Origin of the sequence: Paractinoplanes ovalisporus, from assembly GCF_016834655.1 — a bacterium.
GTDB lineage: Bacteria > Actinomycetota > Actinomycetes > Mycobacteriales > Micromonosporaceae > Actinoplanes > Actinoplanes ovalisporus.
In genome coordinates, this window is record NZ_JAENHP010000016.1 from 52,846 (window position 1) to 75,390 (window position 22,545).

Below are 22,545 nucleotides of genomic sequence, written 5' to 3' on the forward strand. Positions count from 1 at the left end.
GCCGGCGCGTACGCTCCGCGGAGTGGGGGATCTCAGCCTGGGCACGTGGCGGCGTGACCCGGGCACGGTGGTGCGGCGCGGGGTGTCGGTGCCCGACGGCGCCCCGGCGGCGCTCACCATCGTCGCCGAGTCGGAGGTGCCCGGGGTGCCGACCGAGTGGTCGCCGCACTCGCATCCGATGCACCTGCTGGTGTGGGTGCGCGGCGGCACCCTGACCTCGCGCATCGGGAACCGGATCTTCACCGTGCCGCCGGGGTTCGGGCTGTGGCTGCCGGCCGGGGTGGTGCACGGCGGCCGGCTCACGGCGGCGGCCGAGCTGCACGACGCCTTCTTCGCGCCGGAGCGGACGCCGGTCGAGTTCGCCGGGCCGACCTCGATCGCGGTGACTCCCCTGCTGGAGTCGTTGCTGCTGCGCCTGGCCGGCACCGGCCTCGACGCCGGCGCGCGGGCGCGGACCGAGGCGGTCGTGTTCGACGTGCTCGACCCCGCGGAGCGGCAGTTCGCCCTGGAACTGCCCGGCGATCCGCGGATCGACACGATCGCCGAGGCGCTGCTCGGCAACCCGGCCGACGACCGCGGTCTGCCGGAGTGGGCGGCGCAGCTCGGGGTGAGCGAGCGCACCATCACCCGGGCCTTCCGCGAGGCGACCGGGTTGTCGTTCGCGCAGTGGCGGCAGGCGCTGCGGGTCCATGAGGCGCTGAAGCTGCTCTCCGAGGGCGTCGATGTGGGGAGCGTCTCCGAGCGGCTCGGCTATTCGCAGCCGAGCACGTTCATCGCCGCGTTCCGGCGGGTCATGAACGTGACCCCGGGAGCGGTCATGTCCGGAATCCCGTATCCGCTGTCCTGAGTGCGGGATTGCCGACATCATGATCATCTCCTAGCCTCCGTAAGGCAAGGCAAGCCTTACTTAAGCCGGACGGGCGGCCTGCGCGTCGAGGTCGGCACCGGCCCGCGCACCGGACGGCCCCGCATCGATCCCGTCGGGCGACACCCGGCACGCCAGAAAGTGAAAGTCACATGATCCGCCCGGTACGCCTAGCGGCCGCCCTCGCCGCCGTCACGATCGCCGCCACCGCCTGCGGCACGACCGAAGTCGACGAACCGGCCGCCGCCGACCAGACCCCCACGTCGCAGACCTGCGCCGACGACACCACGAAGACCTCGACCGACCCGGTGTCGATGACCGACGGCGTCGGCCGAAAGGTCGAGCTGGCCAAGCCCGCCCAGCGGGTCGCCGTGCTGGAGTGGCAGCAGACCGAAGACCTGCTCACGCTCTGCCTGAACCCGGTCGCGGTCGCCGACCCCGAGGGTTACGGCACCTACGTCAAGGCTGAGAAGCTGCCCTCGAGCGTGGTCAACGCCGGCGAGCGCGGCGAACCCGACCTCGACGCCCTCTATGCGACCAAGCCCGACCTCATCGTGGTGGAGGCGTTCAAGGCCGACGACGAGCTGATCACGAAGCTCGAGAAGCGCGGCGTGCCCGTGCTGGCCACGGTCGGGGCCGACGCCTCGGGGCAGATCGCGAACATGAAGGAGGTGTTCTCGATGATCGCCCAGGCCACCGGCCGCACCGACCGGGCCGACGTGGTGCTGCGCCAGTTCGACGGGCACCTGGCCGAGGCCAAGCAGAAGGTGGCGGCCGCGAACGTACCGGGGAAGGACTTTCTGTTCTTCGACGGCTGGATCGAGGGCGGCAACGTCGTCGTCCGCCCGTACGGCAAGGGCGCCCTCTTCACCGAGCTCGGTGAGCAGCTGGGTCTGACCCCGGCCTGGACTGACAAGATCAACGCGGCCTACGGCAGCGGGGGCGTCGATCCCGCGTACGGGCTGGCCCAGACCGACATCGAAGGACTCACCGCCGTCGGCAACGCCATGCTGTTCTACTCCGACGACGAGACCCCGGACAGCTACGTAAAGGAACTGACCAAGAGCCCGATCTGGACGGCGCTGCCGGCGGTCAAGGAGGGGCGCGCGTACGCGTTCCCGGCCGGCGTGTGGGGTGCCGGTGGTCCGCTCTCGAACGAGCAGGCGATCGACGCGTACGTCAAGATCCTCACGAAGGAGTGAGGACCGCCCGCGGGGTCGCCGTCCTGACCGGCCTGCTCGTCCTGGTCGTCGTCACCGGGCTGTGGCACATGACCCAGGGCACCTCGGGGGTCGGCTTCTGGGACCTGGTCGGCGGGCGCGGAGACGTCGGCGGGGTGCCGGTCACGGACGTGCTGGCCGGCTCCCGTCTTCCCCGCGTGCTGGCCGGAATCGCGGTCGGGGTGGCGCTGGGCTCGGCCGGGGCGCTGCTGCAGTCGGTCACCCGCAACACCCTGGCCGCCCCGGACACGCTCGCCGTCACCGCCGGCTCCTATTTCGCGCTGTGCGCGGTGGCCGCTTTCGGTCTGGCGGTGCCGCTGTGGGCCTCGGGCGCCGTCGCCTTCACCGGTGGTCTGCTCGCGGCCGCGCTCGTGCTCGGTCTCGTCGGCACCGCCTCCAGCGCCGGGTCGACCCGGCTGATCCTGGCCGGGTCGGCGGTCGCGATGGCTCTCGACGCGGCCACCGCGATGCTGCTGATCCTGTTCAAGGAGAACACCACCGGCCTGTACGCGTGGGGCAGCGGCTCGCTGGCGCAGCTAAACCTCGACGCCGCCACCCGCGCCGCCCCGGTCATCGTCCTCACGCTCGTCGCGGCGCTGCTGCTGGCCCGGCAGCTCGACGTGCTCGGCCTCGGCGACGACGCGGCCGCCTCGCTCGGCGTCCCCGTGCGCGCGACCCGGGTTCTGGCCGTGCTCGGCGCCGTTCTGCTGACCGCGATCTCGGTGACGCTGGCCGGCCCGATCGCGTTTGTCGGCCTGGCCGCGCCGGTGGCGGTGCGGCTGCTCGGGCTGGGCGGCCGGCACCTCTTCCTCGTCCCCGCCTGCGGGCTGGCCGGGGCGCTTCTGGTGCTGCTGGCCGATTCCGTGCTCCGGGCGGTCCTCGGCGCGCAGGCGGCGGCGTCGATCCCCACCGGCGTACCGACCGCGTTGCTCGGGGCCGCAGTCATCGTGATCCTGGCGCTACGGCAGCGCGACACGGGTTTGGCTCCCGCGTCCCACGTCGCCGTACGCTCGCGCCGGCGTTTCCTCACCGTCCTGGTCGTCGCGGCGGCGCTGCTCGGGGCGGCGGCTCTGACCGGGCTGCTGGCGGGGAGTCTGTGGTTGCGTACGGGAGATCTCGCGCTCTGGATCCAGGGCACCGCACCGGATCTGATCGCCGCCGCACTCGACGACCGGGCTCCACGGGTCGCCGCCGCGGTGGTCGCGGGCGCGGCGCTCGCCCTGGCCGGAACCGTGGTGCAGGGCACGGTGCGCAACCCGCTGGCCGAACCGGGCGTCCTCGGCATCACCGCCGGATCCGGGCTGGGCGCCGTCATCGTAGTGACCTCGGCCCTGTCCGGCGGCCGTCCCACGCTCGTCGTGACGGCGGTCGCCACCGGGCTCGCCACGTTCGCGCTGATCGCCGTGCTGGCCTGGCGCGGGGGCCTGCGGCCGGACCGTTTCCTGCTGATCGGCATCGGCTGCGGCTACGCGTTGAACGGCGTGAGCACGTTCCTGCTGCTGCGGGCCGACCCGTGGGACACGCCGCGCATTCTCACGTGGCTGTCCGGCACCACGTACGGCCGTTCCTTCACCGACGTGCTGCCGGTCGCGCTCGTGCTGCTGGTCGCGACGCCGGTGGTGCTGGGGATGCACCGCCAGCTCGACCTGCTGGCGATCGACGAGGACACCCCGAGGATCTTCGGCGTACGGGTCGAGGCCGCGCGACTGTCCCTGCTGACGATCGCGGCGGTCGTGGCGGCGGTGAGCGTGATCGCGGTCGGGGTGGTCGGCTTCGTCGGGCTGGTCGCTCCGCACCTCGCCCGGGGCCTGGTCGGTGTGCGGCACGGGCGCATCGTGCCGGTCGCCATGCTGCTGGGCGGTCTGCTCGTGAGCGTGGCCGACACCCTCGGCCGTACGCTGATCGCGCCCTCGCAGATTCCGGCCGGGCTCATGATGGCGCTGATCGGGGCGCCCTATTTCGTGTGGCTGCTGCGGTCACGAAGTCCCGGATCAGCGCGCTGACCACTGCGGGCTTCTCGGCGACAAGGTGGTGCGTGGTTCCCGGAACGACGCACAGCTGCGCGCCCGGGATCGACAACGCGATGAGCAGACTGTGGCCGGGCGGGATGGTGTCACGGTCGGCCGACATCACCAGGGTGGGCGCGGTGATCCGGCCGAGCTCCTTCGGGTCGATGTGCGGCTGGGTCGTCCAGAGGCGGAAGAGCTTTCCCAGTACGGCGTCAGCGTGCCCCGGCCCGTCCGGCGACAACCGTTCGTAGTGCCGGCGTTCGACGTCCGGCTTGGGCTCGGGCTCGCTCTCGTTCGCGGTCAGCGCCCCGTCCGACTCGAACGCCGACGGGTCCAGGTTCGCGCTGATGGCCGTCAGCGACCGAACCCGCTCCGGGTGGTCGAGCGCGAGCAGCAACCCGATGATGGCGCCGTCGCTGTATCCCACGACGTGCGCCGACTCGAGACCGACGGCGTCGAGCCAGGCCACCGTGTCGGCGAGCATCCGGTCGTACGCGTAATCCCCCTCGATGTCGGCCGAGCGCCCATGTCCCGGTCGTTCGAAGGCGTAGACCCGGTGATCGGGAACCAGCGCGTCGGACTGGGCCCGCAACGACTCGAGGGAACAGAAGCCGCCGTGCAGCAGCAGGACCGGTTCGCCCTCGCCGGCTATCTCCGAATAGAGGTCGACACCGTTGATCGGGAGATAGTCCGTCCGCACCCGTCCAGCCTATGGCCGGGACGTAGTGATCCAGGGCACAATCCTGCGCCATGGACTCGCCGTTGACCGCCGTCGGTCTGCCCATCGCGCTCGGCATCATCATGTTCGGGCTGGGTCTCGGCCTGACCGTCGCCGACTTCCGCCGCGTCGTCAGCTATCCCCGGGCGGCCCTGATCGCGCTCGGCTGCCAGGTGCTGCTGCTGCCCGTCCTGTGCTTCGGCTTGGTCGTGCTGCTCGATCTGCCCCCGGCCCTGGCCGTCGGCATGATGCTGCTCGCGGCCTCCCCCGGCGGCACCACGGCCAACCTCTACAGCCACCTGTTCGGCGGCCACGTCGCGCTCAACGTGACCCTGACCGCGGTCAACTCGGTGCTGGCGGTCGTCACCCTGCCGATCGTCGTCAACCTGTCGGCCACCCACTTCCTCGACGGCGGCGGATCCATCGGCCTCCAGTTCGACAAGGTGCTCCAGGTCTTCGCGATCGTGCTGGTGCCGGTCGCCATCGGCATGGCCGTGCGCGCCCGCTTCCCTTCTGTCGCCGAGCGTCTGGCCCGACCGGTCAAAATCGTGTCGGTCGTCGTCCTGGTCGCGGTGGTGGCCGGCACGATCCTGAAGGAGCGCGAGAACGTCGCCGACTACTTCGTAGCCGTGGGCCTGGCAGTCCTGCTGTTCAACGTGGTCAGTCTCGCCATCGGCTACGGCGCCCCTCGCCTGGCCGGCGTGGGCCGCCGCGAGTCGATCGCCGTCGGCATGGAGATCGGCATCCACAACAGCACGCTGGCCATCACCATCGCGGTCAGTCCGGTCCTGCTGAACAGCACCGAGATGGCCGTGCCGGCCGCCGTCTACGGCATCGTCATGTTCTTCACCGCCGCCGCCTTCGGCTACCTGGTGACCCGCCGCCACGCCCGCGAGACAGAGGCAGCCGCAATGTAGCCCGCGAGCGGAACCCTATCGATGGTCAGGCCGCCTGCGACTGCGAATCGCCGCAGCGGGCTCCCACACCTTCTCGCCTCATCCGTGCTCCTCCTCGTGACCGAGCCCGGCTGACTACCCACGCCCCCATCCCGACAGCATCATGGGCAGGAAAGCGCTTGCCTATATTGATGAGCGTTGATTTAATGGCGACATGGTGCTGGATCGGAGAACGCTGCTGCGGGCCGCCCTTGGCGGGGCGGTTGTCTCGGCGTACGGGACGGAACCGGCGCTGGCCGGAGGCCGCGGCAACCGCCGGACCGTCTTCGTGGCCGGCGATTCGACCGCCGCCACCTATGCGACCGCCGACGTGCCGCGCGCGGGCTGGGGGCAGGCGTTGCCCGTGTTCCTTCGGCCGGACATCGCGGTGGAGAACGCGGCACTGTCGGGGGCCAGCTCGAAGAGCTTCGCCGATCTGGGGCGGCTCGACCTCATCCTGGCCGCGATCCGGCCCGGCGACGTGTTGCTGATCTCGTTCGGGCACAACGACGAGAAGGCCGAGGATCCGGCGCGCTACACCGAGCCGTGGACCACCTTCCAGGACTATCTGCGGCTCTACCTGGACGGCGCTCGTGCGCGGCGGGCCCGGCCGATTCTGGTCACCCCGGTGGAACGACGCCGATTCCGTACGGACGGCACGCCCTATCTCTCGCACGGCGAATATCCGGACTCGATGCGGGCCCTGGCCGAGGCCACCCGTACGCCGCTGATCGACCTGACCGCCCGTTCGTTCGCGCTGTGGAGCGAGCTCGGGCCGGAACCGACCAAGGACTACTTCCTCTGGCTCGACCCGGGTGAGATGCCCAACTATCCGGACGGCGTCGCCGACAACACGCACTTCCAGGCGCACGGGGCGATCGAGGTGGCTCGCCTGGTGGCCGCCGCGGGCGCGGGGATTCCGGGCCGCGACCGGCGCGCCCTGCACGATCCGTCCATTCCGGACGACGTGCTGGCCTGGCCGCCCACCCGCCCGGCCGAGAGCTGATCGGCTCGCACCTTTCCGCCCGGCCGCGAGCCGCCCGGCCGCGAGCCGCCCGGCCGCGAGCCGCCCGGCCCGAACCTCGCCGCACGGCCGCGAGCCGACCGGCCCAGACCTCGCCGCGCGGCCGTGAGCTGACCGGCTCGGACCTCCGCACGGGTGATGGCCGCACGGGCGGTCACCGCGCTGCCGGTGATGGACCAGGCGGCGCCGCCGGAATGGCATTTCGGCCTATTTCCCTCTTGCCGTAAATGCAAGGAGCGGCTGTCGGATCTCGAACACGCAAGCGCATCGACTTTGACATGGCGGGCTCGGGAAACGAGACTGATTGACGTCTGAAATGGCTCGTCAATCGCCGGGAAAACAATTCCGGGCCGCCGTTCGCGCTGCCCACGGTGGCTCGACGGCGCCATGATTTCCCAAGCTTGTTCTCCGATCGGAGGTCATCCATGCCACGATCGAATGCTCTCGTCGACGAGGTCCGCGGCATCGGTCGGCCGCTTGGAATCGCCTCGAAAGCGGCCGACGCGGCGCCCCCGGGAATGGCGACCGTAGCCTTTGCCGGCGGGGTCAACGCACGTCTCGACATGTCGCAGGACCACGCGCCGGGCTGGCTCGCCGCGCTCGAGCAGATGCGGTCGGCGGGGCTGAACGCCTACGTGGAGATCGACCCGGGCACGGCCGAGATCACCCGGGTGCTGTGCCCGGTCGAGGTCGGCGTCGGTGCCATGGAGGAACGGGACGACGCGGTCGAGGTCGAGCTCGTGGTATCCCATGCCCGGCACTGGCTCCGCCGCGACAACCCCGACTTCGAGGAGCTGCGGGCGTTGCTCGAAGCCGCCCGGGCCGGCGACACGCTCGTGCTGGTGACCGAGACAATCGACCAACACGAGATCATCGACGTCCGGCCGACCCCAAAAGCGGTGCCGCGGCCCGCGGATGAGCAGGCCGCGACCGACAGCGGTCCCACCGCGGACGCGCCCGTGGCGTTCTCGGTCGCCCAGCAGATGTTCGACCTGGTCAACGGGCGCGTGTGCTGTTCCGCCGGTCCGGGCGGTTCCTGCATCCCGTTCACCTTCCCCGACGACGGGTGCTGGGGCCGGGCCCACGAGATGTGCCGGCTCATGCAGGCGGCCGGCACCCAGCCGGGCAAGGTGTGGATCTATGGAAACCTGCACGTGGTGAGCGCCAACAAGCCGGACTGCAACGTCTACTGGGGCTGGCACGTCGCGCCGACGCTGTCGGTGAACACCGGTTCCGGCCCACAGACGTACGTCGTCGATCCGGCACTGTTCCCCGGGCCGGTGACGCAGCCGGTCTGGGCCTCGGTGCAGGGCGACCCGAATCCGGCCCTGGTGCCCACCGGCGCCGACGTCTTCCACCGCTCGTTCAGCGGCGCCGTCGTGTTCGACCCCACCTACAGCCAGACGAACTCGGTGCTGGCCACCTACCGCGCCCAGCTTCAGCTGCGCTCCGCCTCCAGCGACGGGCCACCGCCCTACCTGAACTGCGAACCCAACCCGCCGCGGGTGCAGTGGCGCGGCACGATCGGGCCCGGCGCGACCCGGCGCTGGTTCACCTTCGGCTGGCCGGCCACCTGGCACGTGCTCTGGACCATCATGCCGACCTCGATCTGCCCGGGGGCGCCGCAACTGTCGTGGAAGGTCGCGGTGGAACGGGCGAGCGCCACGCAGTGCACGTACTGGATCACCGTCAAGAACCAGACCTCGCGGACGGTCCGTTTCGAGGGCCGCTATGACGTCCTGAGCAAGTGACCGGGAGCGAACCATGAGGACCGGAACCCAATTCACGGCGACCATCGGCCCCAACACCACCAGGCGCTGGTTCACGTTCGGCTGGCCGGCCGGGTGGCACGTCGTCTGGTACATCATGCCGACGTCGCCGGCGGTCGGCGCGCCGCAGATCGACTGGGACGTGGCCGTCGAACGCGCCTCGTCCACCCAGTGCACCTACTGGATCACGGTCACCAACCTGACCGGCGCCAACGTCACTTTCGACGGCCGCTACGCCGTCTTTCCCTGACCGGGCCCGGCTCGGCTCGGCTCGGGCTCACGAGCCTGACCGGGCCCGGCTCGGCTCGGCTCGGGCTCACGAGCCTGACCGGGCACAGCACACGAGGAGGCAACGTCATGCGTATCGCGGTCGAGCTCGACGGCTGGGACGGCAAGGGTGAGATCGTCGTGCGGATCAGCACGGAGGGGAACGCCCCGACGGCCGCCATCCGGACTGAGGACGACGCCGGCACCGACGCCGGAGCAGCCCCGGCCGACCTGGCCGACGGGAGCACCGACGCCGAAACGGCGGCCATCGACGCCGGCCCGGCCCCTGACCTGGACGACAACCGGTGATCCGGGCGATAGGGTCGAACCCGGAAGACATCAGGGCATGTCGATGGGGTGATCGATGGGGCGGCCGGACGGACCGGAGACCGACGCCGTCCGGGCGTTCGCCACGCTGCCCGATCCCGCCCAGGCCGGCAGCCTCGACGACGTGGCCGAGCGGCTGCGCCGTCTGAAGGTGTGGGCCGGCGACCCGTCGTACGACACCATCAAGGACCGGGTCAACGCGGCCTGGACCGCGGCCGGACGCCCGGCGCGGGAGCTGACCCGCCGGTCCACGGTGGCCGACTGTTTCCGGGCCGGCCGGCGGCGGCTCAACACCGACCTCGTCGTCGCGATCGTCGAGGCGCTGCACCCCGACCGGGGTTACGTCACCCAGTGGCAGCAGGCCCTGCGAGCGGTCGGCGCCGAGATCGACGCCGTGTCCCAGGTCCGCGTGCAGGACAGCCTGCCGCCGGAGGTGCCCGGGTTCACCGGACGGCGTGGGGAACTCCAGCGGCTGCGCCTCGCCCAGCAGCGCGGCGGCGCCGTCGTGATCTCGGCGATCGCGGGGATGGCCGGCGTCGGCAAGACGCAGCTCGCGATCCACGCCGGGCACGAACTGGGCCGTAGGAGACCGTTCGACCGGGTGCTGTTCGTCAACCTGCGGGGGTTCCACGCCGACCGGGCCCAGCCGCCGGCCGATCCGGCGGCGGTGCTCGACGGGTTCCTGCGTGTGCTCGGCGTTTCCGGTCACCGGATCCCGCACACGCTCGACGCCCGCGTCACCGCCTACCGGGGGCGGCTGGCCGGGACCCGTACGCTCGTCGTGCTGGACAACGCGGCCACCACCACGCAGGTGCGGCCGTTGCTGCCGGACACCCCGGGCTGCCTGGCCCTGATCACCAGCCGGCGTACCCTGACCGGCCTGGACACCGCCACCGCGCTCACCGTCGACGTGTTCACCCCGGACGAGGCGGCGGCTTTCCTGCGGCGCGCGGTGGCCGACCTGCACACGGCCCCGGAGCCGGAAGCGCTGGCCCGCATCGCCGACCGCTGCGGCCACCTGCCGCTGGCGCTGAGCCTGGTCGCCGGGCACATCCGCAGCTTCCCCCACTGGACGCTGGCCGACCACGCCGACCGCCTGGACGAACGCCACCGCGACCGGCGCCTCGACTCCGGGGTCGAGCTCGCCCTCGAACTGTCCTATCAGGATCTGCCGGCCGACCGGCAACGGCTGCTGCGCCTGGCCGCACTGCACCCGGGTCAGGACTTCGACGCGTACGCCGCGGCCGCCCTGGTCGACACCGACGCGCCGACCGCCGCGGCCCGGCTCGACCATCTCGCCCACGACCACCTGCTGCAGCCGACCACACCGGGCCGGTACGCCTTCCACGACCTGGTCCGCGCGTACGCCACCGACCGCGCCCACGACCAGGACCCGCCGGCCGCCCGCCGGGCCGCGCTGACCCGCCTGTTCGACTACTACCTGGCCACCGCCGGGGCGGCCATGAACACGCTGCACCCGGGCGAGGCCCAGCAACGACCCCCGGTGCGGGCGATCACCACCCCGGTCCCCGACCTGACCGGCTCGGAGAGCGCCATCGCCTGGCTGGACACCGAACGGCCGGTGCTGATCGCGGTCACGGCGCACGGCTCCCCCGAACACGCCGTCGCGCTGGCCCGAACCCTGTCGCGTCACCTCAAGGGTGGCCACCACAACGACGCCCTGACCGTGCACGGCCACGCCCTGCGGGCCGCGCGCGAGCTCGGCGACCTCGACGGGCAGGCCCACGCTCTCAACGGCCTCGGTGTGGCCCACCGGCGGCTCGGTTCGCCCAAGCGGGCCACCGACGACCTCGAGACCTCGCTGGAGTTGTTCCGCCGCACCGGGGACACCGCCGGGGAGGCGGCCACCCTCTATGAGCTGGCCACGGTCATGCAGTGGACGGGGCGCTACCCGGAGGCCATCGACTACAAGCAGCAGGCCCTCGCCCTCTACCGGCAGGCCGGCGACCGCATCGGCGAGGCCAACATGCTCAGCGGCATCGGCCTGACCCTGGAACGGCTGAGCCGGTTCACCGAGGCGATCGACCACTGCGAGCAGGCCCTCGCGCTGGACCGGCAGATCGGCAACCGCCACGGCGAGGCCCAGGCGCTGAACATCCTCGGGGACATCGAGACGCGGGCGGGCCGGCACGAGTCGGCGGCCGGCCACCTGGAGCAGGCCCTTGCCCTGTTCCGGCAGCTCGGCAACCACAACAACGAGGCCGGGGCGCTCGACAGCCTCGGCATCCTGAACACCGTCCTGGGCCGGCCGGAGCGGGCCATCGACTATTTCGAGGCGGCGCTGGCCGTCTTCCGCGAGCTCGGCAACAAGGGCGGCGAGGTCGGCACGCTCAACGGTCTCGGCGAGGCCGCCTTCGCCGCCGGGCGGCTGACCGACGCGCTCGCCTACCACGCCGAGGCGCTGACCACGGCGGTCGACGTCGACATGCCCGACGACCAGGCCATCGCCCACGCGGGCCTCGGCCACACCCACCGCGCCCTCGGCGACCACGCCCGGGCCCGGGACCATTACCAGCAGGCCCTGACGCTCTACACCGCCGTCGGCATGCCCGAGGCCGAGGAGATCAGGGCCCTGCTGGATCAGAATCCCGGGTAAAGCTCGCGTGCAGGCTGCCGAGCAGGGTCAGGGCCTCGGCGCTGGGGCCGGCGGGCTCGGGCTGGTAGACGACGAGGAGCTGACCCGCGGCCCCTCGTACGTCGAAGGACTGGGACACGAGCGCAAGCGGCCCGACATCGGGATGGTCGAACCTCGTCGCGGTGCGCGTCTTGCCATAGACCGCGTGGGACGACCAGAGCGCGGCGAAGTCGTCGCTCTCCTCGCTGAGGGCGTTCACCAGCTCGCGCAGGCGTGGGTAGTCCGGGTCGAGGCCGGCCGAGTGGCGCAGGCCGGCCACGATCGACTCGGCGAAGACGTCCCAGTCGGCGAAGAAGTGGCGGGCCACCGGGTCGAGGAACGTCATGCGGGCCAGGTTGCCGACCGCCTTGAACGGGGCGAACAGCGCCTCGGCGAGGGCGTTGACCGCCATGAAGTCCTTGGCCGGGTTGCGCACGAAGGCGGGCGCGCTCGGGTGCCCGTCGAGCAGGTGCTGAAGTGGTTCGCTGACCTTCTCGCGCGGGGCCGGGCGGGAGTCGGGTGCGGTGCCGGCCAGCCGGAACAGGTGGTCGCGGGCGTGGTCGTCCATCCGCAGGGCCTGGCTGAGGGCCTCGAGGATCTGCGGGGACGGGCTACGTTCGCGGCCCTGCTCCAGACGGGCGTAGTAGTCGCTGTTCATCCCGGCCAGCACGGCGACCTCCTCACGCCTCAGCCCGGCCACCCGGCGCCGCCCGTACGAGGGAAGCCCCACGTCCTCGGGTCGCAGCCGGGACCGGAGCGCGCGGAGGAAACCGCCGAGGTCGTTGCCCTGCATGCCTCGAGGCTAAGCCGGGCCCGGCCGTCGTGCCTGGGTATGTCATGCCCAGGAAAGACCTGTCCTGGCCCCGGGCGGCCGCGGCGAACAGGCTCGGTTCATGACCAAGACCTTTCTGATCACCGGGGTCAGCAGCGGCCTCGGCCGGGCCTTCGCCCTCGCCGCGCTGGAAGCCGGGCACACCGTTGTCGGGACCGTGCGCAAGGACACGGACGACTTCGCCGGCCTTCATCCAGAGCGTTCCCACGTACGCCTTCTCGACGTCACCGACGACGACGCCGTCCAAGCCGTGGCCGCCGACGTGGAGAAGTCGGTCGGTCCCATCGATGTGCTGATCGCCAACGCCGGGTACGGGCTGGAGGGCACGTTCGAGGAGACTCCGTTGGCGGCCGTGCGCGACCAGTTCGACGTGAACGTCTTCGGCACCGTGTCCACCGTCCAGGCCGTCCTGCCGTACATGCGCGAGCGCCGCCGCGGCCACATCCTCGCCGTCACGTCCATGGGCGGCCTCGCGGGTTTCCCCGGCGTCTCCGCCTATTGCGGCAGCAAGTTCGCCGTCGAGGGCATCCTCGAATCGCTCGCCCAGGAGGTCGCCGGGTTCGGCATCCACGTCACCGCGGTCGCACCGGGCTCGTTCCGCACCGACTGGGCCGGGCGCTCGATGACCCGGGCGCCGCGCCGCGTCGCCGACTACGACGAGCTGTTCGGCCCCATCCGCGACGCCCGGCGGGACGCGAGCGGCCGGCAGCTGGGCGACCCGGCCCGCGCGGCCGCGGCCGTCCTGCGGATCCTCGATGTGGATCAGCCGCCCCGGCACCTCGTGCTGGGCTCCGACGCGTTGCGGGTGGTCCGGACCGCCCGCGACGCCGTCGACCGCGACCTCGCCGCCTGGGACGAGCTCAGCCGCTCGACCGACTTTCCGCAGCCCGCTTGATCATCGCCCGGCAGCGGGCGGTCAGGTCGGCCCACTGCTGGTCGGAACCGCCCGCGCTGTCCGCGGCCGTGATCTCCTCCAGCAGCGTGGCGTAGTCCGCGGCCAGCCGCCGGGCGGCGGGACCGACAGCCGCCGGCCGGGCCGCACGGTCGAGGTCGATGATCTGCTGGGCCAGCGTGGCCGAGGCGGCGCTCAAGGTGCTGCGGGCGTCGGCGGCGGCCTCCCGGCGATCCAGGCGGGCGGCGGCCCGGCGCGCGGCTCGACGACCACCGGCCCACACGGCGGCCGCTCCGGCCAGCACTCCGGCGAAGGCCGCGGCCACGAGCAGGTAGCGGGGCAGCGACGGGCTGATGGTGCGGGCGCCGTCGGGCACGGTGCCGGCCCGCACGAGCCGGTCGTAGTTGACCGCGACGACCTTGAGGGCCTCCAGCGGGCGGTCGGCGAACGCGTCGATGCCGTCGCCGATCACGGTCTCGGCGACGGCGGCCCGGCCGAAGTTCTCGTCGTCACGGCCGGGCAGCCACGCACATCCGTACCGGTCGAATCCGCCCTCGCCGTCGGGCTTGACGGCCAGCACGACGGTGCCGGCGGCTGCCCGCTCGGTGCCGCCGCAGCTGTCCCGCAGGTCGGCTCCGGGATCGAGCAGCAACACGACCACGCGCCGGTTGCCGAGGACGCGTTCGGCCGCGGCCCGGTCCAGGTCGTAGCTGGGCGCCGCATAGACCGAGGAGCCGCGGACCGTACGGGCGACGGTGTCGTCCAGCAGCCCGCCGGTCCACAGCGCCCACCCGGCCAGAACTAGGCAGCCCACGACGGCCAGCCCGAACGGAGACCTGAGAAGGCGCCTCACGACGGACCGCCCCGCAGATATTCGCCGGGCCGGTAGCCAGGGAACGGCAGGCTCCGGCCGGATTCGTCGAGCTCGGCCTCCGCGGCGTCGAGCAGCCTCTGCACGTGCCGCTCGGGCAGGTTGTCGTCGAGGGCGGCACGGGCCGCGCTCAGCTGGGTGATGCCGCGGGTGAGGGCCGGATCGCCGGAGCGGCCGGTGAGGGCGGACTGCTCGACGGCCAGGGCGGCGAGGGCGGCCAGCCGGGCCGGGCCCGCGGTCGGTCGCCAGCGGCTGGTGGGGCGGGCCACGGGACGTACGGAAAGCAGCAGGAACACCAGAACGCAGGCGGCAAAGAGCCAGGGCAGCGCGGGCATCCCCACCCGGACGGGGTCGAACGGCACGTACGGCAGCGGGCGTTCGAACAGGCCCGCGTAGCGCAGGTCGGTGACCCGACCGAGGTAGGCGCCGAGGACGTTGCGCTGCGGGTACGCGTACCGGCTGATCCGATCGCCGCTCTGGGCGTAGAAGGTGACCGCGGCCAGCTCGGCGAAGTCGGCCGCCTGGGGTCCGCTGTACTCGATCCAGTCGCCGTACATCACCAGGATCGGGGTGTCCGGGAAGACGCTCTGCAGGGCTCGGCCGTAGTGCGGCAGGGGTTCGCCGAACGGTTGCCGGGGCAGCGCGGCCACCAGGGGAGCGCGGTCGGGAAACGCGGTCGTGACGGCCTTCGGCAGCTCGGTGAGGGTGGCGCCGGGGGCTGTGAAGCGTCCGGTGCTCCGCAGCCCGGTCACCATCGGGGCCAGTTCGGCCGACGTCGGCTCGCGCCACTGCGTCACGGCGGCCGGCTGGAGCTGTTCGTCCTCTTCACGGATCGCGAAGATCAGGCTGACCAGGGTCGCGGTGACGTCGCCGGTGGCGAACTCGGCCCGCCACTCGGGCACGGTGCTGTGCGACGACTGGTAGAAGCCTCCGGTCACCTGGGTCCCGATCACCCGTACGGTGGCCTCCTTGACGGCGCGTACCCGGTCGCGTTCGGCCTCGTCCAGGCCGGGCGGAGCGACGATGATGCGGATGTCGGCGCCCGCGATGGCCGCGCCCACGCGCTCGGTGTCCCAGCGCGCCACCGCGCCGGGCAGCCGCACCACCGGCTGCACCTTGACCAGGGCGGTCATCTCCTCGGCGGAAGGCACCGTGGCGGCGCTGAGCTCGCCCGCCGACCCCTCGGCGATGCGGCCGCCCGCCGAGGGTGACTGCCCATAGCTCACGGCGACGCTCTGTCGCTGAGCGAGCAGGAACAGCACGAACACCGCGGCCGCGATTCCCAGCACGATCCAGCGCGCCCAGCCGCGGGCCCGGCGCAGGTCAGGCATCCGTGGCCGCCCGCCACATCGAGTCGGCCCGGCGGGCGTGGTCGGTGGCGGTGCGGGCGGCCGCCGGGCCACCGCCACCGGCGACGACGAGCTCGGCCTCGGCCAGCAACCGCTCGGCCTCTTCAACGGTGACCGGTGCCGCGTCCCGGCTCACGGCCGCGCGGTCGATCGCGGCGCGGGCGGCCGACCAGGCCACGCGGCGTTCCAGGCTCGCGGCGCGCAGGCGGGGCACCAGGACCGAGCCGACGCCGGCCGCGCACAGCAGCACGACTCCGACCGGCCAGACCCACCAGGACAGCGACATGACCTGGGTCATTCTGCCCTATCGCCAGATGACAGCCCTTGATCCACCCCGTCACCCGATGACCCGCCTCCGCGAGCGGCTTCGGAGAAATACCGACGCCTCGTTTCACTGCGAGTCGGATCAAGATTATTAATGTTGATCTTGAATAAGTTAATCACAGGCCTATGAAGACTCAAGATAAGGCGGTATACCTAGAGGGCATCGCGTTACGGGAGAGGAGCCGGCGTTGGACTGGCAGGAGCTGACGGACCTGACCAAGGGGCAACCGTTCACGGTCGAGCGGGTGCGCCTCACCGGCAGCGGCATCGCGATCGAGGGAGCGTTCGAGCCGCCGCAGCTGGCCCAGCTCAGCATCGACGACCAGGTCTTCGTCGCCGCGTTCGTGCGGGCCCATGGCTCGATCAAGGAGATGGAGCGGATCTTCGGGGTGAGCTACCCGACGGTCAAGTCCCGGCTCAACCGGGTCGCGCAGCAGCTCGACTTCGCCGAACACGTCGAGGCCACCGAGACCGGCCCGGCCCCGGCGAGCGCCGAGGTCATCGACCGCCTGCAGCGCGGAGAGATCAGCGCCGAGGAGGCCCTGGCCGAGCTGGAACAGCAGCGGTGATCCCCATGCTGGCGGCTGTTCGCTACCGCGGCCGGGACGGTCGCCGGCGGCGCTGGTTCGTGCCGTTGCTGCCGTTGTTGCTGCTGCTCATCCCGATCCTGTTGATCGCCTGCGTCTACTTCCGGATCAGCCCCCTGGGCGGCCTGCGCGGTCTCGGGCGCGTGGTGTGGGCCCTGCCGGGCGCCGTCTTCGACCTCGACGACGGCGAGACCGCCTTTTCCATACATCTCAGATGAAGGACCCGTCATGAATGAGCAACGCCGTCAGATCCTGCAGATGCTCTCCGAGGGCAAGGTCACCGCCGACGAGGCCGAGCGCCTCCTCGACGCGCTCGACCGGCAACAGCCCGAACCTCCACCCACCCCCGCCGCCTATCCCAAGGCCCGGCCCAAATACCTGCGGGTCGTGGTGCATTCGGAAGAGGGCGGCAGCGACGGTCCGACCCGGATCAACGTACGGGTCCCGATCCAGCTGTTGCGGGCCGGCGTGAAGCTGGCCAGCCTCGTCCCGCCCCAGGCCCTGCTCAAGGTGAACGCCGAGCTGGGCAAGTCGGGGGTGCCGATCGACCTCACCCAGCTCAAGCCGGAGCAGCTGGAGGAGCTCATCGACCAGCTCGACGAGGTCACCATCGACGTCGACGATCCGGGCGCCAAGATCCAGGTCTTCGCCGAGTAGCCGGGACGAGACGCATGGACCAGAACCCGGCGATCCGGGTCCGCGGATTGCAGAAGTCCTTCCAGCAACTCCACGTTCTGACGGGTGTCGACTTCGACGTCGCCCGGGGCAGCGTCTTCGCCCTGCTCGGCTCGAACGGCGCCGGCAAGACCACCGTCGTGAGGATCCTGTCCACACTGCTGCGGCCCGACGACGGCACGGCCACCGTCAACGGTTGCGATGTCGTCGCGCAGCCGGCCCGCGTACGGGAATCGATCAGCCTGACCGGCCAGTTCGCGGCGGTCGACGAGATCCTGACCGGCCGCGAGAACCTGATCATGGTGGCGCGGCTGCGCCGGGTGCCCGATCCGCGCCGGGTCGCCGACGACCTGCTCGCGCAGTTCGGCCTGGCCGACGCGGGCGCACGCCGGGTCGCCACCTATTCCGGGGGCATGCGCCGCCGGCTCGACATCGCCATGAGCTTCATCGGCGACCCGCCGGTCATCTTCCTCGACGAACCCACCACCGGTCTCGACCCCGAGGCCCGGCTCGAGGTGTGGAAGATGATCCGCGACCTGGCCGGTGGCGGCACCACGATCCTGCTGACCACCCAGCACCTGGAAGAGGCCGAGAAGCTGGCCGACCGGATAGCGATCCTGCACCGGGGCACCATCATCGCCTCGGGCACCCTGGCCGAGCTGCGCGAACTGCTTCCGCCGGCGCGGGTCGAATACGTGGAGACGCAGCCCACCCTGGAAGAGATCTTCCTGGCCACCGTCGGCGGCGGGGAGGCCCAGCGATGACCACGCACGCGTTCAACGACACCAACGTGATGCTCGGGCGCTCGCTCAAGCATGTGACCCGCAGCGTCGACACCATCATCACGGTCACGATCATGCCGATCGCGTTCCTGCTGCTGTTCCGCTACGTGTTCGGCGGGGCCATCGAGGCGAACACCGACAACTACGTCAACTACCTCATGCCGGGCGTGCTGCTCATCGCGATCGCGAGCGGGATCTCGTACACGGGATTCCGGCTCTTCAACGACATGCAGAACGGCATCTTCGAACGCTTCCACTCGATGCCGATCACCCGCTCGTCCGTCCTCTGGGGCCACGTGCTGACCTCGCTGGTCGCCAACGCCATCTCGGTGGCCGTCATCGTCGGGGTCGGGCTGATCATCGGCTTCCGCACCTCGGCCGGCGTGCTCGCCTGGCTGGCCGTGGCCGGGATCCTGGCCCTGTTCACCCTCGCCCTGACCTGGATCGCGGTGCTGGCCGGCCTCTCCGCCTCCACCCCCGACGGCGCCAGCGCCTTCTCCTACCCGATCGTCTTCCTGCCGTTCGTCAGCTCGGCGTTCGTCCCGACCGAGACGATGCCCGGCCCGGTGCGCGCGTTCGCCGAGAACCAGCCGGTGACCTCCATCGTCGACTCGACCCGGGCCCTGCTCGACGGGCAGCCGGTCGGCAGCGACGTCTGGCTGGCCCTGGGCTGGTGCGCCGGCATCGGCATCGTCGCCTACGTGTTCGCTGTTCTGGCCTACCGGCGCAAGGTCCGGTGACCGGGTGGCCGCACCGGAGCGTGCGGCCACCCTTCCCCCACGATTCAGCAGCCGAGACGGCCCGCGGCGCTGGTGCGTTGCCAGCGCCCGGCACTGGCGCGACACCCTGACGATCCTGGACGACCTGGGTGATCGCGCCACCGCCGACGTGAGGAGGCTCATTTAGATTCATCCCATCATCCCATGATTTACTGCCGGGGTGACCTTGATGGCTCCTCCCCGGCTGCATCGTGGCGTCCTGCTGGCCGTCGCGCTGACCGCCCTCAACCTGCGCACCGCGGTGACCGGCTTCAGCGTGCTGACCGGCCAGGCGGGCGACGAACTGCACTTCGGCCCGGTGGTCGCGGGCGCCATCGGCACGATCGTGACGGCCTGTTTCGCGGTGGCCGCGTTCGCCGCGCCGCCGCTGGCCCGCCGCCTCGGGCTGGAACGGACGGCCGCGCTCGCGGTGACCGCGACGACGGCCGGCATCCTGCTGCGGGCCGTGGCCTGGTCGCCGACCGTCCTGATCGTCGCCACCGTGATCGCGTTCGCCGGGGTCGGCGCGGCCAACGTCATCCTGATCCCGATCGTGAAGCAGCACTTCCCGCAGCGACTGCACGCGGTCAGCACCATGTACATGGTTCTGCTGCAGGTCGGTCAGCTGGCCGCCCCGCTGCTCGCGTTGCCGCTCGCCCACGCGTACGGCTGGCGGGTCGCCGCGGGCGGCTGGGCCCTGGTGACCGCGGTGGCGGCGGTGCTGTGGTTCGTCACCGTCCCGAGGTCGAGTGCCCCGACCCCGACCCCGGCTCTTATTGACTGGCGTACACCGCTGGTGCTGGGCCTGATCGGGCTGATGGCGATGACCACGCTGCACGTCTACACGCTGGTCACCTGGTTCCCGGCCATGCTCGAGGACGCCGGGCTGAGCACCACCGGGAGCGCGCTGCTGCTGTCCTGGTTCGCCGGCCTGGGCCTGATCGCCGCCTTCGTGGTGCCGCCGCTGACCACACGACTGCGCAACCCGTATCCGATCGTCGTGGTGTGCGCGGCGCTGATGGCCGCCGGTTATCTGGGCATGTTCGCCGCCCCGGCCGCCGGAGCCTTCGTCTGGGCGACCGCGTTCGGCCTCGGGGTGAGCACGTTCCCGCTCTGCCTGACCCTGATCGGCGCCCGGTCGGCCGACGCCGCGAGCGCGTCCCGGCTCTCCGGCCTGGTCCAGGGTGTCGGCTACGGCATCGGCTGTGTCGGGCCGCTGGCGCTGGGCGCGATCCATCAGGTCACCGGCGGCTGGAACACGACGTACGGGCTGCTCGCCGTCACCCTGCTGATCACCCTCGCCGCCGGATGGGCGGCGTGCCGGCCGGTTAGGCTGCAGCGTGCCTCTTGATCGCGCCGGCCTCGGCACCCAGGTGACGGAGTTGTTCCGGTCGCGGATCACCGACGGCACGTGGCCGGTCGGCAGCAAGATCCCGACCGAGCCCGAGCTGGTCGAGTGGAGCGGCGCCGGCCGCAACACGGTCCGTGAGGCGATCAGCTCGCTGGTGCAGGCCGGGATCCTGCGGCGCGAACAGGGCCGCGGAACCTTCGTGGTGTCGACGTCGGACCTGCGCTCGTCGGTGTCGCGCCGGGTCGCCGCCACCTCCCGCCGCGACAGCCTGGAACTGCGACTGGCCCTCGACGCCGCCTCGGCCCGGATCGCCGCCACCCGCCGCACCGAGGCCGACGCCGAACGCCTGGTCACGCTGCTGCGCGAGCGAAACGCGGCGTGGACCGGCCACGACCTGCACGAACGGGTCCGCGCCGATTCGGCCCTGCACCGGGCGGTGGTCGAGGCCACCCACAACCCGCTGCTCGGCGACGTCTATGAGGGACTGCTCGAGGTGTTCGAGGAGGTGCAGCTGCACGACGTGGCCGGGGAGACCGACGACCTCGCGCAACTGCACGCCGACCTCGTCGACGCGATCGTCGCCGGCGACCCGGAGCGGGCCGCCGACGTCATGGCGGCCCTGCTCCAACCGATGATCAACGGTATTTAGCGCACCAGCGGCAGCTCGATGCTGCTGGCGGTCGGGTCGACCGAGAGGCGGGTGCCGGGCAGCGGGCGCAGCGTGTAGTCGTAGTCGGTCGAGATGACGGCGACACCGATCTGGTGGCCGGCCCGGAACACGTGCTCCTGCGGCTGCATGTTCCAGCGGATCCCGTACGCCTTCCCGGGCGCGACCGGCTGCGACCACGACCGGGAGACGCGGTTCTGCGGGTCGGTCCAGCCGCGGGTCACCACCACCGGCTCGGCGCCGCCCGGCCCGAAGTCGACCAGCAGCGCGGTGAGATTGGCGGCGGTGCGGTTGTCGACGCTGACCTTCAGTTTCACGTACGGGGTTCCGCTGAGCCGCACGTCGCGGGTGAGAACGGGCAGCCGGTAGACGAGCCGGTCGGCCGGATCCCCGGCGATCAGCTCCTCCGCCGTCCGGGTGCGGCCGTTGTCGGTGAACGTGTCGGTGCGCGCGGGCCCGGTCGCGAGCGGCACCACCGTCTTGCGGCTGCCGGGGACCGGCCACGACGTCGTCCGTTCGATGACATTGCCGTCGCCGTCCTCCAGCGTGACCGGGGCCTCGCGGTCGATCCCGTTGTCGGCGCCGTAGATGTAGTGGTCGATCCAGCGGTCGACGGCGTCGTTGAACTCCTGCGAGCTCGGGCTGCCGTGCCCACCCTCGTAGAGCCAGAGCTTGCGGTCGACCCCGGCCCGGCCGAGCGCCTGCCAGAACTGGATGCCCTGCTGCGTCTTGACGTTCCAGTCGCGCAGGCCCTGCGACACGAAGACGCTGGCCCGGATGTTGCCGGCGCGGGCCGTGTAGTCACGCTCGGCCCAGACGCGCGAGTAGTCGCCGGTGACCCTGTCCTGGATGCGGGTCAGCTCGTCCATGGCCGAGGCGCAGACCTCCGGGTTGGCCCGGGTGAGGATGTATTTCGCCATGACGTCGAGGTCTTCGCCCTGCCAGCCGCCCGGCGCCACGACCAGCCCGTTGGCGCGGTAGTAGTCGTACCAGCTGGTGACGGCCGAGATCGGGATGATCGTCTTGAGCGCCGACCGGCCGGTGATGGCGGCCATGATGGGCAGGGTGCCGTTGTAGGACACGCCATACATCGCCACCCGGCGCACCGACCAGCTCGCCGCGACCGTTTTTCCGGCGGTGTCGAAGGCACGGCCCTTGCCGTCGAGCCAGTCGACCACGGCCCGCATCGCGGCGGTCTCGTCGTTGCCGCCGGTGTCGGGGCAGCCGGTCGACAGGTTGGTGCCGAGGCTGTCCATCGCGATCATGGCGTAGCCACGCTCGGCGTAGTGCTTCCAGGCACCCTGCTGCCGCCGCTGGGCACTCAGCGCCGCGTCGGCGAGCCGGGCCGAGCGCGCGCCGACGGCGGTCTTCGTCTCCTGCGGCAGGCGGTCGACGTCGACGCTGGGATACGGAACGTCAGGACCGCTTCCCGCGTACGGCGTGGGGAAGACGATCGAGCCCACTCGCGCCCCCGCCGGCCGGGTGATGTTGAGGTGAACCCGGTCACGCACCCCGTCGCCGTCGGAGTCGAGCGGCGTCTCGACCCACACGTCCTCGACAACGTTCTCCGCGGCGGGCGCAGCCGCAGCGGGTGACCCCGGCAGAGCGGGCAACCCGATCACGGCGAGGGTCAGCACGCTCGCCCACATGCGTCGCATCATCCATAGAGGATGACCGATCTCATGATC

Annotated in this window: 23 protein-coding genes; 17 read left to right on the forward strand and 6 right to left on the reverse strand. The window is 71.6% G+C overall.

The genetic code is table 11. The annotated features are described in order from the left end of the window. Positions 1-22 precede the first annotated feature (22 nt). From JIG36_RS35080 to JIG36_RS35090, 3 genes are all read left to right on the forward strand, one after another. Entirely contained in the window at positions 23-847 is an 825-nt protein-coding gene (locus JIG36_RS35080) for a helix-turn-helix domain-containing protein (protein WP_203380722.1), read from the forward strand. A gap of 170 nt (positions 848-1,017) precedes the next feature. Further along, on the forward strand, positions 1,018-2,067 hold the full coding sequence (locus JIG36_RS35085; protein ID WP_203380723.1) for an iron-siderophore ABC transporter substrate-binding protein: 1,050 nt from the start codon (positions 1,018-1,020) through the stop codon (positions 2,065-2,067). Beyond that, a complete protein-coding gene (locus tag JIG36_RS35090; RefSeq protein ID WP_307873037.1) occupies positions 2,064-4,088 on the forward strand; it encodes an iron ABC transporter permease in 2,025 nt (674 codons plus the stop codon). The genes JIG36_RS35085 and JIG36_RS35090 overlap by 4 nt, the downstream gene beginning before the upstream one ends. On the opposite strand, the gene JIG36_RS35095 is transcribed toward JIG36_RS35090, so the two are convergent. After that, positions 4,015-4,794 carry an alpha/beta fold hydrolase gene (locus tag JIG36_RS35095; RefSeq protein ID WP_307873038.1) on the reverse strand — a complete coding sequence of 260 codons (780 nt, stop codon included), beginning with the start codon at positions 4,792-4,794 and terminating at the stop codon, positions 4,015-4,017. The two genes, JIG36_RS35090 and JIG36_RS35095, sit on opposite strands and share 74 nt — an antisense overlap. Positions 4,795-4,844: 50 nt before the next feature. Between JIG36_RS35095 and JIG36_RS35100 the strand changes: the two genes are divergently transcribed. From JIG36_RS35100 to JIG36_RS35125, 6 genes are all read left to right on the forward strand, one after another. Then, on the forward strand, positions 4,845-5,729 hold the full coding sequence (locus JIG36_RS35100) for a bile acid:sodium symporter family protein (protein WP_203380725.1): 885 nt from the start codon (positions 4,845-4,847) through the stop codon (positions 5,727-5,729). A 193-nt stretch (positions 5,730-5,922) separates the two neighbouring features. Continuing rightward, complete coding sequence (locus JIG36_RS35105) at positions 5,923-6,753, forward strand: rhamnogalacturonan acetylesterase (protein ID WP_203380726.1); 831 nt, start codon at positions 5,923-5,925, stop codon at positions 6,751-6,753. A 443-nt stretch (positions 6,754-7,196) separates the two neighbouring features. Continuing rightward, complete coding sequence (locus tag JIG36_RS35110) at positions 7,197-8,522, forward strand: protein-glutamine glutaminase family protein (protein ID WP_203380727.1); 1,326 nt, start codon at positions 7,197-7,199, stop codon at positions 8,520-8,522. Between the two features lie 13 nt (positions 8,523-8,535). Further along, positions 8,536-8,790 (forward strand): hypothetical protein, encoded by a 255-nt coding sequence (locus JIG36_RS35115; RefSeq protein WP_203380728.1) that lies wholly within the window; start codon positions 8,536-8,538, stop codon positions 8,788-8,790. Positions 8,791-8,897: 107 nt separating this feature from the next. After that, the gene (locus JIG36_RS35120; protein WP_203380729.1) at positions 8,898-9,116 is read left to right on the forward strand and encodes a hypothetical protein; all 219 of its coding nucleotides are present in this window, start codon (positions 8,898-8,900) and stop codon (positions 9,114-9,116) included. A gap of 55 nt (positions 9,117-9,171) precedes the next feature. Continuing rightward, positions 9,172-11,751 carry an ATP-binding protein gene (locus JIG36_RS35125; protein WP_203380730.1) on the forward strand — a complete coding sequence of 860 codons (2,580 nt, stop codon included), beginning with the start codon at positions 9,172-9,174 and terminating at the stop codon, positions 11,749-11,751. On the opposite strand, the gene JIG36_RS35130 is transcribed toward JIG36_RS35125, so the two are convergent. Further along, positions 11,720-12,562 carry a helix-turn-helix transcriptional regulator gene (locus JIG36_RS35130; protein WP_203380731.1) on the reverse strand — a complete coding sequence of 281 codons (843 nt, stop codon included), beginning with the start codon at positions 12,560-12,562 and terminating at the stop codon, positions 11,720-11,722. The genes JIG36_RS35125 and JIG36_RS35130 overlap by 32 nt on opposite strands. 100 nt (positions 12,563-12,662) lie before the next feature. On the opposite strand from JIG36_RS35130, the gene JIG36_RS35135 reads away from it, so the two are divergent. After that, a complete protein-coding gene (locus tag JIG36_RS35135; RefSeq protein ID WP_203380732.1) occupies positions 12,663-13,496 on the forward strand; it encodes an oxidoreductase in 834 nt (277 codons plus the stop codon). Here the strand turns inward: JIG36_RS35135 and JIG36_RS35140 are convergent. The 3 genes from JIG36_RS35140 to JIG36_RS35150 are packed head-to-tail and all read right to left on the reverse strand — an operon-like array spanning position 13,462 to position 15,999. Continuing rightward, on the reverse strand, positions 13,462-14,346 hold the full coding sequence (locus JIG36_RS35140) for a hypothetical protein (protein ID WP_203380733.1): 885 nt from the start codon (positions 14,344-14,346) through the stop codon (positions 13,462-13,464). The genes JIG36_RS35135 and JIG36_RS35140 overlap by 35 nt on opposite strands. Beyond that, complete coding sequence (locus JIG36_RS35145) at positions 14,343-15,695, reverse strand: hypothetical protein (protein WP_203380734.1); 1,353 nt, start codon at positions 15,693-15,695, stop codon at positions 14,343-14,345. Before JIG36_RS35145 ends, JIG36_RS35140 begins: the two co-directional genes overlap by 4 nt. After that, positions 15,688-15,999 (reverse strand): DUF6403 family protein, encoded by a 312-nt coding sequence (locus JIG36_RS35150; protein WP_203380884.1) that lies wholly within the window; start codon positions 15,997-15,999, stop codon positions 15,688-15,690. Before JIG36_RS35150 ends, JIG36_RS35145 begins: the two co-directional genes overlap by 8 nt. Before the next feature lie 226 nt (positions 16,000-16,225). On the opposite strand from JIG36_RS35150, the gene JIG36_RS35155 reads away from it, so the two are divergent. The 7 genes from JIG36_RS35155 (at position 16,226) to JIG36_RS54370 (ending at position 20,839) form a co-directional block, all read left to right on the forward strand. Then, on the forward strand, positions 16,226-16,606 hold the full coding sequence (locus tag JIG36_RS35155) for a DUF2089 domain-containing protein (RefSeq protein WP_203380735.1): 381 nt from the start codon (positions 16,226-16,228) through the stop codon (positions 16,604-16,606). A gap of 5 nt (positions 16,607-16,611) precedes the next feature. Then, positions 16,612-16,842: a hypothetical protein gene (locus JIG36_RS35160; protein ID WP_203380736.1), complete on the forward strand. Its 231-nt coding sequence runs from the start codon at positions 16,612-16,614 to the stop codon at positions 16,840-16,842. 10 nt (positions 16,843-16,852) lie between these two features. After that, on the forward strand, positions 16,853-17,281 hold the full coding sequence (locus JIG36_RS35165) for an SHOCT-like domain-containing protein (RefSeq protein ID WP_203380737.1): 429 nt from the start codon (positions 16,853-16,855) through the stop codon (positions 17,279-17,281). A 14-nt stretch (positions 17,282-17,295) separates the two neighbouring features. Continuing rightward, positions 17,296-18,063 (forward strand): ABC transporter ATP-binding protein, encoded by a 768-nt coding sequence (locus JIG36_RS35170; RefSeq protein ID WP_203380738.1) that lies wholly within the window; start codon positions 17,296-17,298, stop codon positions 18,061-18,063. Then, entirely contained in the window at positions 18,060-18,821 is a 762-nt protein-coding gene (locus JIG36_RS35175) for an ABC transporter permease (RefSeq protein WP_203380739.1), read from the forward strand. Before JIG36_RS35170 ends, JIG36_RS35175 begins: the two co-directional genes overlap by 4 nt. 208 nt (positions 18,822-19,029) lie before the next feature. Beyond that, positions 19,030-20,190 carry an MFS transporter gene (locus JIG36_RS35180; protein WP_203380740.1) on the forward strand — a complete coding sequence of 387 codons (1,161 nt, stop codon included), beginning with the start codon at positions 19,030-19,032 and terminating at the stop codon, positions 20,188-20,190. Further along, the gene (locus tag JIG36_RS54370) at positions 20,180-20,839 is read left to right on the forward strand and encodes a FadR/GntR family transcriptional regulator (protein ID WP_203380741.1); all 660 of its coding nucleotides are present in this window, start codon (positions 20,180-20,182) and stop codon (positions 20,837-20,839) included. The genes JIG36_RS35180 and JIG36_RS54370 overlap by 11 nt, the downstream gene beginning before the upstream one ends. Here JIG36_RS54370 and JIG36_RS35190 read toward each other — a convergent pair. Further along, positions 20,836-22,518 (reverse strand): CocE/NonD family hydrolase, encoded by a 1,683-nt coding sequence (locus JIG36_RS35190; RefSeq protein ID WP_236048824.1) that lies wholly within the window; start codon positions 22,516-22,518, stop codon positions 20,836-20,838. The genes JIG36_RS54370 and JIG36_RS35190 overlap by 4 nt on opposite strands. Positions 22,519-22,545 lie beyond the last annotated feature (27 nt).

What these genes read in the sequence shown, in the direction of transcription:
- JIG36_RS35085 (WP_203380723.1), top strand. Translation starts at nt 1,018, where the DNA reads ATGATCCGCCCGGTACGCCTAGCGGCCGCCCTCGCCGCCGTCACGATC.
- JIG36_RS35100 (WP_203380725.1), top strand. Translation starts at nt 4,845, where the DNA reads ATGGACTCGCCGTTGACCGCCGTCGGTCTGCCCATCGCGCTCGGCATC.
- JIG36_RS35105 (WP_203380726.1), top strand. Translation starts at nt 5,923, where the DNA reads ATGGTGCTGGATCGGAGAACGCTGCTGCGGGCCGCCCTTGGCGGGGCG.
- JIG36_RS35110 (WP_203380727.1), top strand. Translation starts at nt 7,197, where the DNA reads ATGCCACGATCGAATGCTCTCGTCGACGAGGTCCGCGGCATCGGTCGG.
- JIG36_RS35115 (WP_203380728.1), top strand. Translation starts at nt 8,536, where the DNA reads ATGAGGACCGGAACCCAATTCACGGCGACCATCGGCCCCAACACCACC.
- JIG36_RS35120 (WP_203380729.1), top strand. Translation starts at nt 8,898, where the DNA reads ATGCGTATCGCGGTCGAGCTCGACGGCTGGGACGGCAAGGGTGAGATC.
- JIG36_RS35125 (WP_203380730.1), top strand. Translation starts at nt 9,172, where the DNA reads ATGGGGCGGCCGGACGGACCGGAGACCGACGCCGTCCGGGCGTTCGCC.
- JIG36_RS35130 (WP_203380731.1), bottom strand. Translation starts at nt 12,562, where the DNA reads ATGCAGGGCAACGACCTCGGCGGTTTCCTCCGCGCGCTCCGGTCCCGG.
- JIG36_RS35135 (WP_203380732.1), top strand. Translation starts at nt 12,663, where the DNA reads ATGACCAAGACCTTTCTGATCACCGGGGTCAGCAGCGGCCTCGGCCGG.
- JIG36_RS35145 (WP_203380734.1), bottom strand. Translation starts at nt 15,695, where the DNA reads ATGCCTGACCTGCGCCGGGCCCGCGGCTGGGCGCGCTGGATCGTGCTG.
- JIG36_RS35150 (WP_203380884.1), bottom strand. Translation starts at nt 15,999, where the DNA reads ATGTCGCTGTCCTGGTGGGTCTGGCCGGTCGGAGTCGTGCTGCTGTGC.
- JIG36_RS35160 (WP_203380736.1), top strand. Translation starts at nt 16,612, where the DNA reads ATGCTGGCGGCTGTTCGCTACCGCGGCCGGGACGGTCGCCGGCGGCGC.
- JIG36_RS35165 (WP_203380737.1), top strand. Translation starts at nt 16,853, where the DNA reads ATGAATGAGCAACGCCGTCAGATCCTGCAGATGCTCTCCGAGGGCAAG.
- JIG36_RS35170 (WP_203380738.1), top strand. Translation starts at nt 17,296, where the DNA reads ATGGACCAGAACCCGGCGATCCGGGTCCGCGGATTGCAGAAGTCCTTC.
- JIG36_RS35175 (WP_203380739.1), top strand. Translation starts at nt 18,060, where the DNA reads ATGACCACGCACGCGTTCAACGACACCAACGTGATGCTCGGGCGCTCG.
- JIG36_RS35180 (WP_203380740.1), top strand. Translation starts at nt 19,030, where the DNA reads ATGGCTCCTCCCCGGCTGCATCGTGGCGTCCTGCTGGCCGTCGCGCTG.
- JIG36_RS35190 (WP_236048824.1), bottom strand. Translation starts at nt 22,518, where the DNA reads ATGATGCGACGCATGTGGGCGAGCGTGCTGACCCTCGCCGTGATCGGG.